The sequence below is a fragment of the Paraburkholderia sp. XV genome (assembly GCF_020177535.1).
In the GTDB taxonomy this organism is placed as follows: domain Bacteria; phylum Pseudomonadota; class Gammaproteobacteria; order Burkholderiales; family Burkholderiaceae; genus Paraburkholderia; species Paraburkholderia caribensis.
Genome location: NZ_JAGUUD010000002.1, coordinates 90,868 through 109,711 on the forward strand (window position 1 = coordinate 90,868; position 18,844 = coordinate 109,711).

Below are 18,844 nucleotides of genomic sequence, written 5' to 3' on the forward strand. Positions count from 1 at the left end.
ACGGTATAGGACGAAAAAACGGCGTGTTTCACGTGAAACACGCCGCTCATTTGACAGCCAATCCGCCAAAAAATCCCGTTGCTAGGCGACTTTCTTCGTCAGACCCAAATAGGTTTCGATAACACGCGGGTTTTGCGCCAATTCGTTCGCCGCTCCTTCCAGGGCGAGTTCTCCTGTTTCGAGAACGTAGCCATAGTCGGAGATCTGCAGCGCAGCGCGTGCATTCTGTTCAATCAGCAGCGTGGCAACACCCGTCTGACGCAGCCCGCTGATGATGTGAAAAATCTCCTTCACGATCAACGGCGCCAAGCCCAAGCTCGGTTCATCGAGCATCAGCAGGTCCGGCTTGCCCATCAACGCGCGTCCAACTGCCAACATTTGCCGCTCGCCGCCCGACAGCGTTCCGGCCGCCTGTTTGCGACGCTCTTTTAATCGCGGAAAAAGCTGGAACACCGGCTCAAGCTGGTCGAGATAATTCCGTTCGCCAGCACGCTTGCGGCGATACGCACCCAGAATCAGATTGTCCTCGACCGTCATCGCAGCAAACAACTCGCGCTTTTCCGGCACAAGACACATACCGCGCGCGACCCGCTTCTCGACGGGAACGTGGCTCACGTCCTCGTCCCGGTACATGATCGCGCCCTTTGCATGCCCCGTTACGGGTAACGCGCCCATGACCGCATTCAGCAGCGTAGACTTACCCGCGCCATTCGGCCCGATCACCGAGACGATCTGCCCGGGGCCGACGGCGATTTTCGCGCCATGCAGCGCTTCGACCTTTCCGTAGCGCACGGAAAGACTACTGACTTCAAGAATCGGCGCAGCCGTTGTCTGATTCACCATCACTCCACCCCGCCCAGATAAGCTTCCAGCACGGCCGGATCGTTCTGCACGTCTTGCGGCAAGCCTTCCGCGATACGCGTCCCAAATTCCATGACCACCAGTCGGTCCGTCAGGTTCATCACGAAATCCATGTCGTGTTCGACCAATAGCACGCTCATCCCTTCTTCTCGAAGCTTGCGCAGAAGCGTCGCCAGTTGCTGCTTTTCCTGATAGCGCAGGCCGGCCGCCGGCTCATCGAGCAGCAGAAGCGTCGGATCGCAGCACAGCGCACGTGCAATCTCCAGAATCCGCTGCTTGCCCAGCGCGAGGCTGCCCGCTTCGTCGTACATATGCTCTTCGAGACCCACGCGCCGGATCTGGCGAGCCGCTTCCGCCATCAGACGCGCCTCCTCGGCGACATTCAGGCGTGCCACGCTGCGCCACACGCCCGCATGCCCGCGCAGATGCGCGCCGATGGCGACATTCTCCAGCACGGTCATACCCGGCAGCAGCTTGACGTGCTGGAACGTGCGCCCGATGCCGCGTCTGACGATTTCACGTGAATTGAGCGCATCGATACGTTCGCCCTGGAACGAAATCGCACCGCTCGTCGGCTGCAGGACGCCCGTGACCAGATTGAAGGTCGTCGATTTGCCGGCGCCGTTAGGCCCGATCAACCCAATGATCTGCCCCGCCTTTACTTCGAAGCTGACATCGTTGACGGCCACCAGACCGCCGAACTGCTTACGCGCCTTGTCCACCACCAGCAGGGATTCTCCCGCAGCCGGCTTGCTGCGCTGCGGCAAAGCATCCGCATGATCCGGCACGTGCGCGCGCGGACCGCGCGGGAACATCCGCGCGACGAACGGCCACACACCTTGGCGTGCATACTGCAAAAGCAGCACCATCAGGACGCCAAAAACGATGATCTCGAAGTTGCCGTTTTCACCGAGGAGTTTCGGCAGCAGCGTCTGCAGATAGTCCTGGAGAATCGTCAGGATTGCCGCGCCCAGCACCGCGCCCCACACATGCGCGACGCCGCCGACCACGGCCATGAACAGAAACTCGATCCCGTGATTCAGGCCGAAAGGCGTCGGATTCACCGCGCGCTGCAAATGCGCGTACAGAAAGCCCGAAATTGCCGCCAGCACCGCCGCGTAGACGAAAATGACTACGCGCATCCACGCCGTATTCACGCCCATTGCTTCCGCCATCAGACCACCGCCGCGCAGCGCGCGAATCGCACGCCCAGGCCGGCTATTAAGCAGATTCTGAACAGAAACCACGGCGCCGAGCACGACGATCCAGATCAGGTAGTAGATGTGGCGGCCCGATTCCAGGTTGATGCCGAGCACGTTCAGCACCGGAATTCCGTTGATCCCGTCGTACTTGCCGAGCATCTCCATATTGCCGAACAGGAAGAACAACGCGAGACCCCATGCGATCGTTCCGAGCGGCAGGAAGTGGCCCGACAGCCGCATCGTGACGGCGCCCAGCAGCAGCGCGATAAGCGCCGTCAGCACGACGCCGACGATCAGCGCGAGCCAGGGTGAGACGCCGAAGTGCGTCGTCAGATAGGCCGTCGCATAGGCGCCCACGCCGACGAACGCCGCCTGCCCAAAGCTCGTCATGCCGCCGATACCCGTCAGCAGCACCAGCCCGATCGCCACGATCGAATACAGCCCGATGTAGTTGAGCAGCGTCACCCAGTACTCGGGTACGCGGATCGGCTGCGGCAGCACGGGCAGCGCGAACATCACGACGAGGAACAACCAGAAGAACCTGTTTTTCATGATGCGTTTCATCGCGTCACTCCTCCTCTTCTTCCGCATGCGGGCTGGCGAGACTCCGCCAGAGCAGCACGGGAATGATCAGCGTGAACACGATCACTTCCTTATAGGAGCTGGCCCAGAACGACGAATACGACTCCAGCAAGCCGACGAGTATCGAACCCGCGAAAGCCAGCGGATAACTGACCAGCCCGCCGATAATCGCACCGACAAAGCCCTTCAGACCGATCAGAAAGCCCGAGTCGTAGTAGATGGTCGTGAGCGGCGCGACGAGAATCCCGCACAGCACGCCGAGACCGGCCGCGAGCGTGAACGCGAGCCGTCCCGCCTGCGTCGTGCCGATGCCGACGAGCTGCGCGCCGAGCCGGTTCACCGACGTCGCGCGCAATGCCTTGCCGGAAATCGAGCGATCGAAATACACGTACAACACGCCGATCAGCACCACGGCCACGCCGATCACCCACACGCTCTGCCCCGAGATCGACAGGCTGCCGACGTTGAAGGCCGAATCGGTAAAGGCGTTGGTCCGCGAGCCTTCGGCGCCGAACATCACGAGCCCGAGGCCGACCATCGCGAAGTGCACGGCGACGGATACGATCAGCAGCAACAACGTCGTCCCTTCGGCAACCGGCTCATAGGCGAGGCGATAAACGAACGGCCCCATCGGCACCACGATCAGCAGCGTCAGCGCGATCTGCGCGAGCATCGGCAGCGGCTGCATGAATACGCCACGCGTGACAGCGTAGACGGCAACGGGAAACAGCAGATACTTGCCGACCAGCATCACCAGCGTGCGCGCCGCATGACGCCGCCGCTCCGCATGCCGCGCCATGCCGGTTACCTCGACAACGAAGCACGCGAGCCCCATGGCCATCAGCAGCCAGCACGTCGCCGGAAACTTCTGCGTCTGCAGTGCGGCGAGCGTCAGCGCGCCGTACGACACGAACTCCCCTTGCGGGATGAAAATGGCGCGCGTCACGGAGAACACCAGCACCAACGCGAGCGCGAGCAATGCGTAGATCGCGCCGGTCGTGATGCCGTCCTGCGCGAGGATCGCCGCAATTGATAGATCCATACTTCCTCGTCTTGGAACGTCGATATCGAAACTAAGAAACAATGAGAGCAGGCTCAACGACCACCCGCCGCGAAGCGAAGCCTAAACACATAAAACAACTGCCGCGCCTGAGATACGGCGCGGCAGAGCTTGCCATTGTTATCGATCAGAAAGTGCTGCGTGGCTTAAGGACATTCGCATGTGCTCGCCACCACGCCCTTGCGCGAGAGGCGCGTACCGTCTTAGTCGTTTTGGAGTTTCCACTTGCCGTCTGAGATTTCGACGATCACGCGTGCGCGCTTGTCGAGACCGTTATGGTCAGTGGGCGTCGTGTTCATGATGCCGTGCGAGAGTGGCAAGTCCTTGACGTTCTCGAGCGCTTCACGCAACGCGACGCGGAAAGCTTCCGTGCCCGGCTGGCCTTTCTTCAGCGCCTCGGGAATCGCGCGCTGGAGCATCTGGCCTGCATCCCACGCGTGACCGCCGAAGGTCGCCACCGTGCCCACGCCATAGGCCTTCTCGTACGCGTTCTTGTACGCGAGCGACGACTTCTTCACCGGGTTCGTATCGGGCAACTGATCGGCGACGAGAATCGGGCCTGCGGGCAGCAATTCGCCGTCGCAGTCCTTGCCGCACACCCGCAGGAAGTCGTTGTTCGCAACGCCGTGCGTCTGATAGATCTTGCCTTTGTAGCCGCGCTCCTTGAGCGCCTTCGCCGGTAGCGCGGACGGCGTGCCCGCGCCGGCGATCAGCACCGCATCCGCATTCGATGCAGCGAGCTTCAGCACCTGACCCGTCACCGATGCATCGGTGCGGTTATAGCGCTCGTTCGCGACGAGCTTCAGATGATGCGCTTCCGCCGCCTTGCTGAACACGTTGTACCAGTTCTCGCCATAGGCGTCCGCGAAGCCGATGAACGCAACCGTCTTCACGCCGTGCTTCTCCATGTACTCGGCGATCGCATCGGCCATCAGACCGTCGTTCTGCGGCGTCTTGAATGCCCACGCGCGCTTCGCGTCCATCGGCGAAATGATGGCCGCTGATGCCGCGAGTGAGATCACCGGCGTCTTCCCTTCCGAAACGGGATCGAGCATCGCCAGCGAATTCGGCGTGACCGTCGAACCAATGATCGCATCGACGTGATCCTCGTCGATCAGCTTGCGCGTGTTCTGCACGGCGCGACTCGTATCCGACGCATCGTCGAGCACGATGTACTGCACGCTCTTGCCGGCGATTTCCTTAGGCAGCAGCGCAATCGTGTTCTTCTCAGGAATGCCGAGCGAGGCCGCCGGTCCCGTCGTAGACAACGTGACCCCAATCTTCACCTGCGCCATCGCCGCACTTGCGCCGCACACCATCGCCATCGCGATTGCGGTACGGACCCATTGTTTTGTCGTTTTCATTGCTTGTCTCCAAACGCTTTAAATGCGTGTCGTAATCCGGTTCGAGAACCGGGTAACTGAATCTAGTTATCGGGTATAAGCCTGCCAAGCATGGTTTTCCCTGCTCGTTGCAATTGCGTCAAACCTCAAACACAGGCTCTACCGCTTTAGTCGTCTCCCCTGCACATTGCACGGCTTTTTATTCAGACATCTCGCGTGCAATAAAAAAGACGCGTCAACTGCTCGCGTCTTTTTTGTGAATTGGAATTCGTTAATTCGCCTCGCTTAATCGGAAGCAAGCTTCCATTTGCCGTCGACGATTTGCACCATCACACGTGCACGCTGATCGAGACCCGCGTGATCGTTCGCGCTCATGTTGAAGATGCCGTGCGAGCCAGGCAGATCTTTCGTGTCTTCGAGCGCGGCGCGCAGTGCTTCGCGGAATTGCGGCGTACCGGGCTGGCCCTTCTTCAACGCGATGGGAATGGCGTGCTGCAGAAGCAGGCCCGCGTCCCACGCGTGACCGCCGAACGTCGAGATCGAGCCCGCGCCGTTGGCGCCTTCATACGCGCGCTTGTACGCGAGCGAAGCCTTCTTCACAGGATTCGAATCGGGCAGCTGATCGGCGACGAGCAGCGGACCAGCGGGCAGATACGTGCCTTCGCAATCCTTGCCGCACACGCGCAGGAAGTCGTTATTCGCGACGCCGTGCGTCTGATAGTACTTGCCCTTGAAGCCGCGTTCGCGCAGCGTCTTTTCGGGCAATGCGGCAGGCGTGCCCGCGCCGGCGATCAGCACGGCATCCGGGTTCTGCGACATCATCTTGAGCACCTGGCCCGTCACGGACGCATCGTTGCGCGCGAAACGTTCATTCGCGACGACCTTGATTTTCTTGAGATCGGCAGCCTTGCTGAACTCCTTGAACCAGCTCTCGCCGTAGGCGTCCGAGAAGCCGATGAATGCCACCGACTTCACGCCGTGGTTCGACATGTGCTGCGCGATGGCTGTCGCCATCAGGATGTCGTTCTGCGGCGTCTTGAAGACCCACGAGCGCTTCGGGTCCATCGGCTCGACGATCGATGCCGCCGCGGCCATCGAGATCATCGGCGTTTGCGTTTCGTTGGCGATGTCGATCATGGCCAGCGAGTTCGGCACGACGGTCGAGCCGATCAGCGCGTCGACGTGATCTTCACTGGTGAGCTTGCGTGCGTTCTTGACGGCTTGCGTCGAATCGGTCGCATCGTCGAGAACGATGTAGTCGATCTTCTGGCCCGCGATTTCCTTCGGCAGAAGCGCGCTGGTGTTCTTCTCCGGAATGCCAAGCGAGGCTGCGGGCCCCGTCGCCGACACTGTCATACCGATTTTCACGTCCGCGAATGCCGCGCCGCTATAGGTTGCGCACACGCCTGCCGCGACGAGTGCCGCGCTGATCCACCGCAATGCCGACTTCATTCCGCTCCTCTACGCCCCGATGTTCGAATGGATTCGAATGTCCCAAAGGCCGACCCGATGGTCGGCGAATGGCGAGTGTAGCGGACCCATACCGCAGGCGGCAAGCGCTTTGAAGGCTTTGAATCTTTGGGGAAAAGCGGCGGGCGTAGTGTGAGAGAAAACGCCAGATTTACAATGCCGTGCGGTCCAGGAAGGCGCGCTGGAGAAGATAGGTTTTGAACGGAAAAAGTAAAAAGCGCTGTTGGATTTCGTCCAACAGCGCTTTTGTATGGGCACTTATGCGCCTCATGTCTCCTCGTTCTCCACCTGCAAAATTCGGTGCATCAGAACTGTGTGAAGATTAAACGGGGGACGCTTCACGAGCAACTAGCATTTACCCTAGTGGTGCAGCGCCGCACAGAAATGGGGCGCATTCTTGTAGTTTCGCTCCATGTTCGCGTCATTTCGCGGCGGCTACCGGTTATTTCGGATCGCAAACTGATTTCTACCCGGTTCAGGCACGCAACGGTTTGACCCGTTGCACGATCTCGCCGACGATGCCGCGCCGGAACGCCAGCACGCACGCGATGAAAATAAGGCCTGTGACGATTGTCGCCGACTCGCCGAGTGATCGGAACCACTCAACACCCGTCACCGACGCCAGCCCACTGCCGATATCGCCAAGCCGGTCCTCGAGCGCGACGATCAACGCGGCGCCGAGCAACGGCCCGAACAGCGTGCCCATGCCGCCCACCAGCGTCATCAGCACGACGAGGCCCGACATCGTCCAGTAGGCGTCGCCGAGCGTTTCAAAGCCCAGCACCAGCACCTTGAGCGAGCCGGCAAGACCCGCCAGCCCCGCCGACAGAATGAACGCCAGCAGCTTGAAGCGGTTCGTATCATAGCCGAGCGAGATCGCGCGGGGCTCGTTCTCCTTGATCGCGATCAGCACCTGCCCGAACGGCGAATGGACGATCCGCACAATCAGCAGGAACGCGAGCACCATCACGGCCAGCACGACGAAGTACAGCGTCAGATCGGAAGACAGGCTCAACGCGCCGAACAGTTTGCCGCGCGGCACGCCTTGCAGGCCATCTTCGCCGTGCGTGAACGGCGCCTGCAGGAACACGAAGTAGACCATCTGCGCGAGCGCGAGCGTCACCATGGCGAAGTAGATGCCCTGCCGGCGGATGGCGAACAGACCGACGACAAAGCCCAGCAGCGTCGCCGCCGCCACGCCCGCTATGACGCCGAGTTCAGGCGACATGCCGAGCGTCTGGATCGCGTAACCGGTGACGTAGCCCGCCGATGCGAGAAACATCGCGTGTCCGAACGACAGCAGGCCCGTATAGCCAATCAGCAGATTGAATGCGGCCGCGAACAGCGCAAAGCACAACACCTTCATCACGAACACGGGATACGCGCCGACAAACGGTGCAACGATGAGCCCGATCAGCAGCAGAACGTAGAGCGCTTTTCTCTGCATCATTTTTCCTTGCCGAAGAGACCTGCCGGACGCACCAGCAATACGAGCGCCATGATCACGAAGACCACGGTCGCCGACGCTTCCGGATAGAACACACGTGTGAACCCTTCGATCACGCCCAGCAAAAGGCCCGTGAGGATCGAACCCATGATCGAGCCCATGCCGCCGATCACCACGACCGCGAACACCGTGATGATCATCGGCTGGCCCATCAGCGGCGAGACCTGGATCACGGGTGCCGCGAGCACGCCGGCAAACGCGGCCAGCGCGACGCCGAAGCCGTACGTGAGCGTGACCATCATCGGTACGTTCACGCCAAAAGCCTCGACGAGCTTCGGGTTCTCCGTGCCCGCGCGCAGATACGCGCCAAGACGCGTCTTCTCGATCACGAACCACGTCGCGAAGCACACCATCAGCGACGCGACGACCACCCACGCGCGATAGTTCGGCAGGAACATGAAACCAAGATTGGTTGCGCCTGCAAGCGCCGACGGCACGTCGTACGGCTGCCCTGACGAACCGTAGATCGAATGGAACACGCCTTCGACGACGAGCGTGAGCCCGAACGTGAGCAACAGGCCATAGAGGTGATCGAGCTTGTACAGCCAGCGCAGCATCGAGCGTTCGATCACGATGCCGAACAGCCCGACGAGCACGGGCGCGAGCACCAGCATCACCCAGTACGGCAGACTGAAATACGACAGGCCCATCCATGTGAGCATCGCGCCCAGCATGAACAACGCGCCGTGCGCGAAGTTGATCACGTTGAGCAGACCGAAGATCACCGCCAGCCCCAGACTCAGGATCGCGTAGAACGAACCGTTCACGAGACCGAGCAGCAACTGGCTGAGCATCGCCGGTAGCGGAATGCCAAAGATATCCATTGAATCCGCCGTCAGAATAATATCGACGCAGTTCACTCACGAGACACAACGGGCGGCGCTGCGCCGCCCGTTACATCCCCCGCTGCGAACCGCTTACTTCCAGAGCGCGCAGCGCGTCTCCGCTTTCGTTCCGAATGCCTGGTCGCCAGGAATCGTCGCGGTGATCTTGTAGTAATCCCACGGCTCTTTCGATTCCGACGGCTTCTTCACTTCCATCAGGTACATGTCGTGGATCATGCTGCCGTCCTGACGGATGTAGCCCTTCGCGTAGAAATCGTCGATCTTCGCCTTGTGCAGCTGATCCATCACCTTGTCACTGTCGGTCGTGCCAGCTGCCTGCACGGCCTTCAGATACGTGGTGACGGCCGAATAGTCCGCTGCCTGCAAACTGGTCGGCATCTTCTTCATCTTGTCGAAGTAGCGCTGCGCCCACTTGCGGGTATTGGCGTCCTTGTTCCAATACCAGCTATCGGTGGCGACGAGGCCCTGCGTCGTTTCAAGTCCGAGGCTGTGGATATCGGTCAGGAAGATCAGCAGCGCGGCGATCTTCATCGACTTCGTCACGCCGAATTCCTTGGCGGCCTTGATCGCGTTGATGGTGTCGCCGCCCGCATTCGCGAGACCCAGCACCTGCGCCTTCGATCCTTGAGCCTGCAACAGGAACGACGAGAAGTCCGATGCCGACAACGGATGACGCACCGTGCCGAGCACCTGTCCGCCATTCGCCTTGACCACGTCCGACGTGTTCTTTTCGAGCGCCTTGCCGAACGCGTAATCCGCCGTCAGAAAGTACCAGGTCTTGCCGCCCTGCTTCGTGACGGCCGAGCCCGTGCCTTTTGCGAGCGCCATCGTGTCGTACGCGTAGTGCACCGTGTACGGCGTGCATTGCTCGTTGGTGAGGTTGTCCGCGCCCGCGCCGATGTTGATGTACGGCACCTTCTTTTCGCCCGCAACCTGATTGGTCGACAACGCAGTGGCCGAGTTCGTGCCGCCGATGATCACGTTGACGCCGTCGCGGTCGATCCATTCACGCGCCCGCGAAGCAGCAATGTCCGCCTTGTTCTGGTGATCGGCGTAGACCAGTTCGACCGGCTTGCCATTGACCTTGCCGCCGAAATCGGCAATCGCCATGCGGATCGCTTCGAGGCCACCCTGGCCATCGATATCCGCATACAGACCGGACAGATCAGTGATGTAGCCAATCTTGACGGTCGCGCCATCGGCAGCCTGTGCGCTGCCGGCAGCGAACATCGTGCCCGCAGCGGCCGCAAAGCAGACTGCTGACAATCTGGCGAAGTTCTTCAGTTTCATGCGTGTCTCCTGTTTCCATGCTTGTGGTTATCAGAGGCATCTGGGTGTGTCGTGCGTCGCAGTTCCCATGACGACCCCGATTTCTGGTCGGGATGCGTCCACCCCACTTAGACGCCGAGCAAATCGTGCAGCACCGGCATTTTGCTTTCGAGTTCCTTTGCACCGAAATGCTCGACGATGCGTCCATGCTCCATCACATAGAAACGATCGGCGAGCGGCGCGGCGAAGCGGAAGTTCTGTTCGACCATCACGATGGTGTAGCCGCGCGCCTTCAGCGTCACGATCATGCGCGCGAGCGCCTGCACGATCACGGGGGCAAGGCCTTCGGAAATTTCATCGAGCAGCAAGAGGTTCGCGCCCGTGCGCAGGATGCGCGCGACGGCCAGCATCTGTTGCTCGCCGCCCGATAGACGCGTCCCCTGGCTCATGCGCCGTTCCTGGAGATTGGGAAACATCTGGTAGATCTCGTCGATGGACATCATCAACGACTTGTCGCCGACGGGCGGCGGCAGCATCAGATTTTCTTCGCACGACAGGCTCGAAAAGATGCCGCGCTCTTCGGGGCAATAACCGACGCCGCAATGCGCGATCCGATGCGTCGCCATCGAAATCGTCTCGCGTCCACCGACGCGGATCGAACCCGTGCGTCGTCCCGTCAGGCCCATGATCGCGCGCAGCGTCGTGGTGCGGCCCGCGCCATTGCGGCCGAGCAGCGTGACGACCTCACCGCGGCTGACGGTCAGATCGACGCCATGCAGGATGTGCGATTCGCCGTACCATGCCTGCAGCCCCGCTATTTCCAGCGCGGGCTCGCCGCTCACCACACTGACCGATGCGTCTTCCTGTTCGCTCACTGTGCTCATGCATGCGCTCCGGCAAGCGCCGCGTCCGCACTGCCCATATAGGCCTGCATGACGAGCGGGTTCTTCGAGACTTCCGCGTACGTGCCTTCGGCGAGCACCTCGCCGCGTTGCAGGACGGTAATCGTGTCGGAGATGCCGGCTATCACATTCATGTTGTGTTCGACCATCAGGATCGTGCGACCCGCCGATACTTTTTTGATCAGCGCCGTCACGCGGTCAACGTCTTCATGTCCCATGCCTTGCGTCGGTTCGTCGAGCAGCATCAGTTCGGGTTCCATGCCGAGCGTCGTGGCGATTTCGAGCGCGCGCTTGCGGCCATATGACAGTTCAACGGCGGGTACGTCGGCGAAATCGGTCAAGCCTACTTGCGTGAGCAGATCGATCGCGCGGTCGTCGAGTTGACGCAACGTGCGCTCGCTTCTCCAGAAATGAAACGCCGAGCCGAGCTGACGTTGAAGACCCACGCGAACGTTCTGCAATGCCGTCAGATGCGGAAATACAGCGGAAATCTGGAACGAGCGGATGATGCCGCGACGCGCGACCTGCGCAGGACGTTCGCCCGTGATGTCGATGCCGTCAAAGACGATCTGACCCGCAGTGGGCACGAGAAACTTGGTGAGCAGATTGAAGCAGGTGGTCTTGCCTGCGCCGTTCGGGCCGATGAGCGCATGGATCGAACCGCGCTTCACGCGCAGGTTCACACCGTTGACTGCGGTAAAACCCTTGAACTCACGAGTGAGCCCGCGCGTTTCGAGTATCGTATCGCCGAGAATCATGTTCCCTTCCATGCGAAGTAAGGCGAAGCATTACCGCGTTTTATTCCGCGCTGAAACGGCGCGACTGTTATTGGCGATGACACCCCCGTGCCAATCGTGGCGTGGTGCACCAATGCGGACGGTAATCCATGCCGCACCACGCAGCATGGATGCCATTGTCGCGCCAATGATGCAGCGCAATCATTGGGATTTGCACTTAGTGTTTAATGCGACCTTCACCACGCAAAACGTTAAACGTTGCGTGTCATGCAACGGACATCGGCGACGCGGTGTGGGTTTCGATGGTTTGACTGTCTCTTCGCGCACGGCGGTCGGCGCGAATCATGTCGCTCGCACGTTCCGCGATCATCAGTGTGGGCGAGTTCGTGTTGCCTGATGTGATGGTGGGCATCACGGACGCGTCGACCACTCGCAACCCTTCGACACCGATCACGCGCAAGCGGCTATCGGCGACAGCGCCGGGATCATTCGATGTGCCCATCCGGCATGTGCCGACGGGATGAAAGATGGTTGTACCGACTTGCCCCGCCGCGATCTGCAATTCTTCCTCGGTCTGAAACTGGATGCCGGGCAAGATCTCTTCGGGCCGATAGGGTTTCAAGGCAGGCGCGGCTGCAATGCGGCGCGTGAGACGCAGCGCATTCGCAGCGACGTGACGGTCGTAATCGGTGGACAGATAGTTCGGCGCAATCAGGGGCGCCACGTGCGGGTCGCGCGATTCGATGTGCACGCTGCCACGCGAAGTCGGACGCAAATGACACACCGACGCCGTGAACGCGTTGAAGCGATGCAAGGGATCACCGAACTTGTCGAGTGAAAGCGGCTGCACGTGATACTCGAGATCGGAACGCGTCAAAGATGTGTCGTTCACATCGGACTTCGCAAATGCGCCGAGTTGCGACGGCGACATCGACATCGGCCCGCTTTGCATCAGCAAATACTGCAGCCCGATCATCATCTTGCCCCACCAGTGCGCGGAGGCCGTATTCAATGTGCGCACGCCATGCACCTTATACGCCATGCGCAATTGCAAATGGTCCTGAAGATTTTCGCCTACGCCACGCAGATCGTTCACGACCTCGATGCCGAGATTCTGCAGACGCGCGCCATTGCCGATACCCGACAGTTCGAGCAGTTGCGGCGAGTTCACTGCGCCTGAACTCATGATGACTTCGATGCGCGCCTTCGCGATGTACTCGACATCGCCGCCACGATATTCGACACCGGCGCAGCGCTTGCCTTCGAATACGATGCGCTGTGTGTGCGCGCCCGTGATGACGGTGAGATTCGGCCGCTGCATCGCTGGCCGCAAAAAAGCCTTTGATGCATTCCAGCGAATGCCGCGCTTCTGGTTCACGTCGAAATAGCCGACGCCCGTGTTGTCGCCGCGATTGAAATCGTCTGTGGCGGGAATACCGGTTTCTTGCGCGGCTTCGGAGAACTTCTCAAGAATCTTCCATTTGAGGCGCTGCTTTTCCACACGCCATTGACCGCCCGCGCCGTGGAATTCATTTGCGCCGCCATGATGATCTTCGCTGCGTTTGAAGACAGGCAGCACGGCATCCCACGACCACGACGAATCGCCCGTCACACGCGCCCATTCGTCGTAGTCTTCGCGCTGCCCGCGCATATAGATCATGCCGTTGATCGACGAGCAGCCGCCCAATACGCGGCCTCGCGGATACGACAACGCACGTCCGTTGAGGCCGGGTTCCGCCTGCGTTTTATAAAGCCAATCGGTGCGCGGATTGCCGATGCAATAGAGGTAGCCGACGGGCACGTGAATCCAGTGGTAATCATCCTTGCCGCCTGCTTCGAGCAGCAACACGGTGACGTCGGGATCTTCGGTCAGGCGATTCGCAAGCACACAGCCCGCCGTGCCCGCACCGACCACGATGTAGTCGAATTCGCCTTCGAGTTTTCTTGCTGTCGTGCTCACCCTTGTCTCCTTCGCATGGCCACCTTGCATGGCGTCTGTTTGCGCTTTGAGCGTTCGTGCCGCTACTGTTTTTTGTTTATCAACACCACACGCGCGATGCGCACGGCACTGTGCTATTGAATGCACAATGCCGCGGCCATTCCAACCTGCTGATTCGTGTTACTTCGCAACGGGCATCGTGAACTCGGCGCCCTTCGCAATGCTGTCCGGCCAGCGCTGCATGATGCTCTTGTAGCGCGTATAGAAACGCACGCCTTCTTCCCCATACGCGTGGTGATCGCCAAACAGCGACCGCTTCCAGCCGCCGAACGAGTGCCATGCCATCGGTACGGGAATCGGCACATTGATGCCGACCATGCCAATCTGAATCTGACGCGAGAACGCGCGCGCAACACCGCCATCCGACGTGAATAGCGACACGCCGTTGGCAAACTCGTTCTTGTTGATGAGTTCGACAGCCGAAGCAAAATCGGGTACGCGCACCACGCACAACACGGGGCCGAAGATCTCTTCGCGATAGATCTTCATGTCGGTCTTCACATCGTCGAACAATGTGCCGCCGAGGAAGAAACCTTTCTCGTGACCCGGCACCTTATGCCCGCGTCCATCGACCACGAGCTTCGCACCCGCCTCGACACCTGCGTCGATATACCCCGACACTTTCTCGCGATGCGCCGCCGTCACGAGCGGACCCATTTCCGCTTCGCCTTCCATGCCGTTCATGATCTTCAGGGTCTTCACGCGCGGCGTGAGCCTGTCGATCAATTCGTCGGCGATATGACCGACTGCGACCGCAACGGAAATCGCCATGCAACGCTCGCCCGCCGATCCATACGCCGCGCCGATCAAGGCATCGACGGCCTGATCGAGGTCCGCATCCGGCATCACGACGAGGTGATTCTTTGCGCCGCCCAGCGCCTGCACCCGCTTGCCGTGCTTCGTGCCCTCCGTGTAGATGTATTCGGCGATGGGCGTCGAGCCGACGAACGACAGCGCGCTGACATCGGGATGCGCGAGCAATGCATCGACAGCCACCTTGTCGCCGTGCACGACATTGAACACACCATCCGGCAAGCCCGCTTCCTTCAGCAATTCGGCAAGCCGGATCGACGCCGACGGATCGCGTTCCGACGGCTTCAACACGAACGTATTGCCGCATGCGATCGCAACGGGGAACATCCAGCACGGGACCATCATCGGGAAGTTGAACGGCGTGATACCCGCGACCACACCCAACGACTGACGCAGGTTCCAGTTATCGATGCCACCGCCAATCTGATCGGTGAAGTCGGTCTTCAACAGATTCGGAATGCCGCACGCGAATTCGACGATCTCGATGCCGCGCATCACTTCGCCCTTCGCATCCGAAAACACCTTGCCATGCTCGCGCGTGATCAGTTCGGCGAGTTCGTCGTGGTGACGGTCGAGCAGTTCCTTGAACTTGAACAGCACGCGTGCGCGCTTGATCGGCGCCGTTTCGCTCCACGCGGGAAAGGCGGCCTTTGCGGCAGCGACGGCTGCGTCGACTTCGGTCACGCTCGCGAGCGGCACGCGCGACGACACCTCGCCTGTTGCCGGATTGAACACGTCGCCGAAGCGCTGGCTCGTGCCATCGATAGGACGGCCGTTGATCACGTGCGTCAGCGCGCGCACCTTGCCTTGATCTGTCTCGCTCATGGTGTCTCCTGTGTAGGGCTTTTTGACGGTCGATGCTGCAGCGCAATGCGGCACGCCTTTGCATGATGATTTGAAGCGTAATCGGCAAACGCGCGGCAAATCCAATGAGTAATGCTCAAATGCGATATAAGGCGCGTTAATATCAGCAGATGGACCTCACCCTGCTCCGCGCCTTCGCGACGGTCGCGCGCGAAGGCAATCTGACGCGCGCTGCCGCGCAATTGCATCTGACCCAGCCCGCAGTCAGTCTGCAGATCAAGAACCTGCAAACCGCGCTCGGCGTGACGCTGTTCACCCGCACGTCGCACGGCCTCGCGCTCACGCGCGACGGCCAGGCGCTGTTGCCGCACGCCGAGCGCGCCCTCGCGGCCGCCAGCGATGTCGAACGGGCGGCCGCCACGCTGCGCCAGGAAGTGCGCGGGCGTCTGCGCATCGGCACGATTCTCGATCCGGCGTTTCTGCGGCTTGGCGGGTTTCTGAAGCAGCTCGTCGAGACGTGGCCGCACATCGAAACGCAATTGCGGCACGGCATGTCCGGCTGGGTGCGCGACCAGGTGCGTGCGGGCGAACTCGACGTCGGTTACTACATCGGCCAGCCGGACGACGACGAACCGCGCGACAGCGCGATCTTTCACGCTGTCACCCTGACGCACTTTCAATACCGCGTGCTGGCGCCGCCCGGCTGGAAAGACCGCATGAAAGGCGCACGCGACTGGCGCGCGCTCGCTTCGTTTCCGTGGATCTGGACGCCGCCCGCGTCCGCGCACAACCGGCTGCTGACGCGCCGCTTCGCCGATGCCGGGGTCAAGCCCGTCAAGGTCGCAGAAGTGGATCAGGAACCGTCGATGCTCGATCTCGTCAAATCGGGCGTCGGCCTCACGCTCGCGCGAGATTCGACCGCACTCGCAGAAGCGCACGCGCACGCGCTGACGATCGTCGAAGGCATCACGGTGCCGACCGAGCTGACATTCATCACGCTCGCCGCGCACAAGGACGAGCCGGCGATCGCTGTGGCGCTGAAGCTGATCGAACAGCAGTGGTCGGCGTAAGCGACGCACGCGGAGCGCGCGCCATAACGCGAGAAGATGCGTTGCGCGATATGAGCCGACCTCATGACACACCGGAGGCTTTGCACCTTCCCGCGCCGTGGCCTTTAACCACATCGTCATGGGCTTTTTGCTAGATTGACGCTTTGCCCGCTTCTCCCCGCTGTTTTCCGTATCGCTTTGGTCTCTGCCGGCCGGTTTGCGCACTCAGGCAATCGGGGCGAACCCGTCGTCGTCAGAAGCCGTCCACGTTCATCTTTCGACAGGAGCTTCACATGGCCCGCAACATCGAAATCAAAGCCCGCGCGCAGCACTTCGAGCAGCTTCGCGAGCGCGCCGCTGCGCTTTCGCCTGACGCTCCGTTGATTTTTCGCCAGCAGGACTTTTTCTACGACGTGCCACGTGGCCGTCTGAAGTTGCGCCAGTTCGACGACGGCACACCCGCCGAACTGATCTTCTATCAGCGCGACGACCGCGACGGCCCGAAGGCGTCGTACTACACGCGCAGCCCGGTGACGAACCCGGAAGCGATGCACTCCCTGCTCGCCACCGCGCTCACCACGCGCGGCATCGTCACGAAGGAGCGCCATGTGTATATCGTCGGGCGCACGCGGATTCACCTGGACCGCGTCGACGGTCTGGGCGATTTCGTCGAGCTCGAAGTCGTGCTCGCGCAGGATGACGACGAAGAAGGCGGCGAAAAAGAAGCGCACGCCGTGTTCTCGAAGCTGGGCGTGCCGGAATCGGACCTGGTTGCCGTCGCCTATGTGGACATGCTGAATCAGGAGCCGTTGAAAGCCGCCTGATTTCAGATGTGCCGCGCGGTCAGACGGCGGCTGCGCCCGGCGTCAGATGACCGAGCGGCAATGGGCCGTTGCGCTTGAACGTCGTCAGCACGATGTACGAGCGCACGCTGTCGACGCCCGGCACCCGCATCAGCTTCTTCATCACGAACGACGACAGCGCGTTCAGATCCGGCGCCACGATACGCAGCAGGTAATCCGCGTCGCCGACCACCGCGTGGCACTCCAGCACTTCGGGCAGCACGTCGATCTGCTGCTGGAACTGCTCGATGATCGAATCGCCGTGGTGCTTCAGTTTCAGGCTCGTGAAGGCCGTCACGCCGAGCCCGAGCTTTTCGGGCCGCAGCACGACGCGATAGCCGTCGACCACACCAATCGACTCCAGCCGCTGCAGGCGCCGCCCGATCTGCGACGGCGACAGCGGCACCTGCTCGCCCAGTTGCTGGTGCGTCGCGCGCCCGAAGCGCTGCAGGACGTCGAGCAGCGCCAGATCGAAGTGATCGAGTTCTAGCATGTAAATCCTCCGCATCAATTGGCGATCCAACGCACGATTATCGCATTTCACTAGTGCAATTCGGCAAACATGCGCCCTTTCCGCGCGTTGCCCGCTCTAGACTTGCACGGTGTCCACTTAACGGGCGAGCGCGCCCAGCCAGTCATCCGTCATGTCCGTCCCGAACACCGCGAAGCTCAAGGAGCAATTCGACGCCGGCCTCGAAACCCGCGCAGACTTCACCATCGACCAGCCGATGCATCGCTACGGCGCGGTCGATCACGCGGTGTGGAAACAGCTCTATACGCGGCAGACGGCGCTGCTCAAGGGGCGCGTGTGCGACGAGTTTCTGGAAGGCGTCGAGCGGCTGAATCTGTCGCCGGAAAGCGTGCCTTCGTTTGACGCGATCAACGAACAACTGATCCCTGCGACGGGCTGGCGGATCGTCGCCGTGCCGGGTCTCGTGCCGGATCACGTATTTTTCGAGCATCTGGCGAACCGCCGCTTTCCCGTGACATGGTGGATGCGCCGTCCGGATCAGCTCGACTACCTGCAGGAGCCCGACTGCTTCCACGATCTGTACGGGCATGTGCCGCTGCTGATCAACCCGGTGTTCGCCGACTACATGCACGCGTACGGCCGCGCGGCCCTTGCCGCGAACGACGCGAACGCGCTGCCGCTGCTCGCGCGCCTCTATTGGTACACAGTCGAGTTCGGCCTGATCCGCGACGACGCGAGTCCAAACGGTGTAAAAATCTACGGTGCAGGAATCGTGTCGAGCGAAGGCGAGACGCTCTACAGCCAGCAAAGCGACGCACCCAATCGCATCGCATTCGATCTCGAACGCGTAATGCAGACGCAGTACCGGATCGACACGTTTCAAAAGACCTACTTCGTGATCGACGATTTCTCGCAACTGTTCGACGTCGCGCGTACCGACTTCGCGCCGCTGCTGGCAAAGCTCGCCCATGCCGCCCCGTTCCCCGCAGGCGAAGTGCGTGCCGCCGACGCCGTCATCACACGCGGCACGGGCGAAGGCTGGGCAACGGACGGCGACATCTGACGCAGCGCTCTGCAGCAACCCTTC

The 18,844-nt window shown here is 61.1% G+C and carries 16 protein-coding genes; 3 read left to right on the plus strand and 13 right to left on the minus strand.

All coding sequences use genetic code 11. The features are described from left to right. Positions 1 to 81: 81 nt before the first annotated feature. The 12 genes from KFO72_RS01630 to KFO72_RS01685 all read right to left on the minus strand — a co-directional run bounded on the left by KFO72_RS01630 (position 82) and on the right by KFO72_RS01685 (position 15,415). Positions 82 to 843, minus strand: coding sequence for an ABC transporter ATP-binding protein (locus KFO72_RS01630; protein WP_225031284.1), 762 nt, complete (start codon positions 841 to 843; stop codon positions 82 to 84). Further along, a complete protein-coding gene (locus KFO72_RS01635) occupies positions 843 to 2,627 on the minus strand; it encodes an ATP-binding cassette domain-containing protein (protein WP_225031248.1) in 1,785 nt (594 codons plus the stop codon). Before KFO72_RS01635 ends, KFO72_RS01630 begins: the two co-directional genes overlap by 1 nt. 4 nt (positions 2,628 to 2,631) lie before the next feature. Then, positions 2,632 to 3,687, minus strand: coding sequence for a branched-chain amino acid ABC transporter permease (locus KFO72_RS01640; protein ID WP_054929326.1), 1,056 nt, complete (start codon positions 3,685 to 3,687; stop codon positions 2,632 to 2,634). A 221-nt stretch (positions 3,688 to 3,908) separates the two neighbouring features. After that, positions 3,909 to 5,069 carry an ABC transporter substrate-binding protein gene (locus tag KFO72_RS01645; RefSeq protein WP_060599490.1) on the minus strand — a complete coding sequence of 387 codons (1,161 nt, stop codon included), beginning with the start codon at positions 5,067 to 5,069 and terminating at the stop codon, positions 3,909 to 3,911. A gap of 264 nt (positions 5,070 to 5,333) precedes the next feature. Continuing rightward, entirely contained in the window at positions 5,334 to 6,500 is a 1,167-nt protein-coding gene (locus KFO72_RS01650) for an ABC transporter substrate-binding protein (protein ID WP_035987378.1), read from the minus strand. 493 nt (positions 6,501 to 6,993) lie between these two features. After that, positions 6,994 to 7,965 (minus strand): branched-chain amino acid ABC transporter permease, encoded by a 972-nt coding sequence (locus tag KFO72_RS01655; RefSeq protein ID WP_060602417.1) that lies wholly within the window; start codon positions 7,963 to 7,965, stop codon positions 6,994 to 6,996. Then, entirely contained in the window at positions 7,965 to 8,849 is an 885-nt protein-coding gene (locus KFO72_RS01660) for a branched-chain amino acid ABC transporter permease (protein ID WP_060599489.1), read from the minus strand. The genes KFO72_RS01655 and KFO72_RS01660 overlap by 1 nt, the downstream gene beginning before the upstream one ends. 93 nt (positions 8,850 to 8,942) lie before the next feature. Then, positions 8,943 to 10,160, minus strand: a complete 1,218-nt coding sequence (locus KFO72_RS01665; RefSeq protein WP_035987374.1) for an ABC transporter substrate-binding protein — start codon at positions 10,158 to 10,160, stop codon at positions 8,943 to 8,945. Between the two features lie 107 nt (positions 10,161 to 10,267). Continuing rightward, positions 10,268 to 11,023, minus strand: a complete 756-nt coding sequence (locus KFO72_RS01670) for an ABC transporter ATP-binding protein (protein WP_035987372.1) — start codon at positions 11,021 to 11,023, stop codon at positions 10,268 to 10,270. After that, positions 11,020 to 11,799, minus strand: coding sequence for an ABC transporter ATP-binding protein (locus KFO72_RS01675; RefSeq protein WP_035987717.1), 780 nt, complete (start codon positions 11,797 to 11,799; stop codon positions 11,020 to 11,022). Before KFO72_RS01675 ends, KFO72_RS01670 begins: the two co-directional genes overlap by 4 nt. Before the next feature lie 244 nt (positions 11,800 to 12,043). Further along, positions 12,044 to 13,768 (minus strand): GMC family oxidoreductase N-terminal domain-containing protein, encoded by a 1,725-nt coding sequence (locus KFO72_RS01680; RefSeq protein ID WP_263626934.1) that lies wholly within the window; start codon positions 13,766 to 13,768, stop codon positions 12,044 to 12,046. A 129-nt stretch (positions 13,769 to 13,897) separates the two neighbouring features. After that, the gene (locus KFO72_RS01685; RefSeq protein WP_054929330.1) at positions 13,898 to 15,415 is read right to left on the minus strand and encodes a CoA-acylating methylmalonate-semialdehyde dehydrogenase; all 1,518 of its coding nucleotides are present in this window, start codon (positions 15,413 to 15,415) and stop codon (positions 13,898 to 13,900) included. 149 nt (positions 15,416 to 15,564) lie between these two features. On the opposite strand from KFO72_RS01685, the gene KFO72_RS01690 reads away from it, so the two are divergent. Both KFO72_RS01690 and KFO72_RS01695 read left to right on the plus strand, forming a co-directional pair. Next, positions 15,565 to 16,464, plus strand: a complete 900-nt coding sequence (locus tag KFO72_RS01690) for a LysR family transcriptional regulator (protein ID WP_054929331.1) — start codon at positions 15,565 to 15,567, stop codon at positions 16,462 to 16,464. 272 nt (positions 16,465 to 16,736) lie between these two features. Beyond that, positions 16,737 to 17,267 carry a class IV adenylate cyclase gene (locus KFO72_RS01695; protein ID WP_007581718.1) on the plus strand — a complete coding sequence of 177 codons (531 nt, stop codon included), beginning with the start codon at positions 16,737 to 16,739 and terminating at the stop codon, positions 17,265 to 17,267. A gap of 19 nt (positions 17,268 to 17,286) precedes the next feature. Here the strand turns inward: KFO72_RS01695 and KFO72_RS01700 are convergent, their stop codons facing one another. After that, positions 17,287 to 17,778 carry an Lrp/AsnC family transcriptional regulator gene (locus KFO72_RS01700; protein ID WP_035987364.1) on the minus strand — a complete coding sequence of 164 codons (492 nt, stop codon included), beginning with the start codon at positions 17,776 to 17,778 and terminating at the stop codon, positions 17,287 to 17,289. Positions 17,779 to 17,929: 151 nt separating this feature from the next. Here KFO72_RS01700 and phhA point away from each other — a divergent pair, with 151 nt between their 5' ends. Continuing rightward, positions 17,930 to 18,820, plus strand: a complete 891-nt coding sequence (gene phhA, locus KFO72_RS01705) for a phenylalanine 4-monooxygenase (RefSeq protein ID WP_225031250.1) — start codon at positions 17,930 to 17,932, stop codon at positions 18,818 to 18,820. Positions 18,821 to 18,844: the final 24 nt, after the last annotated feature.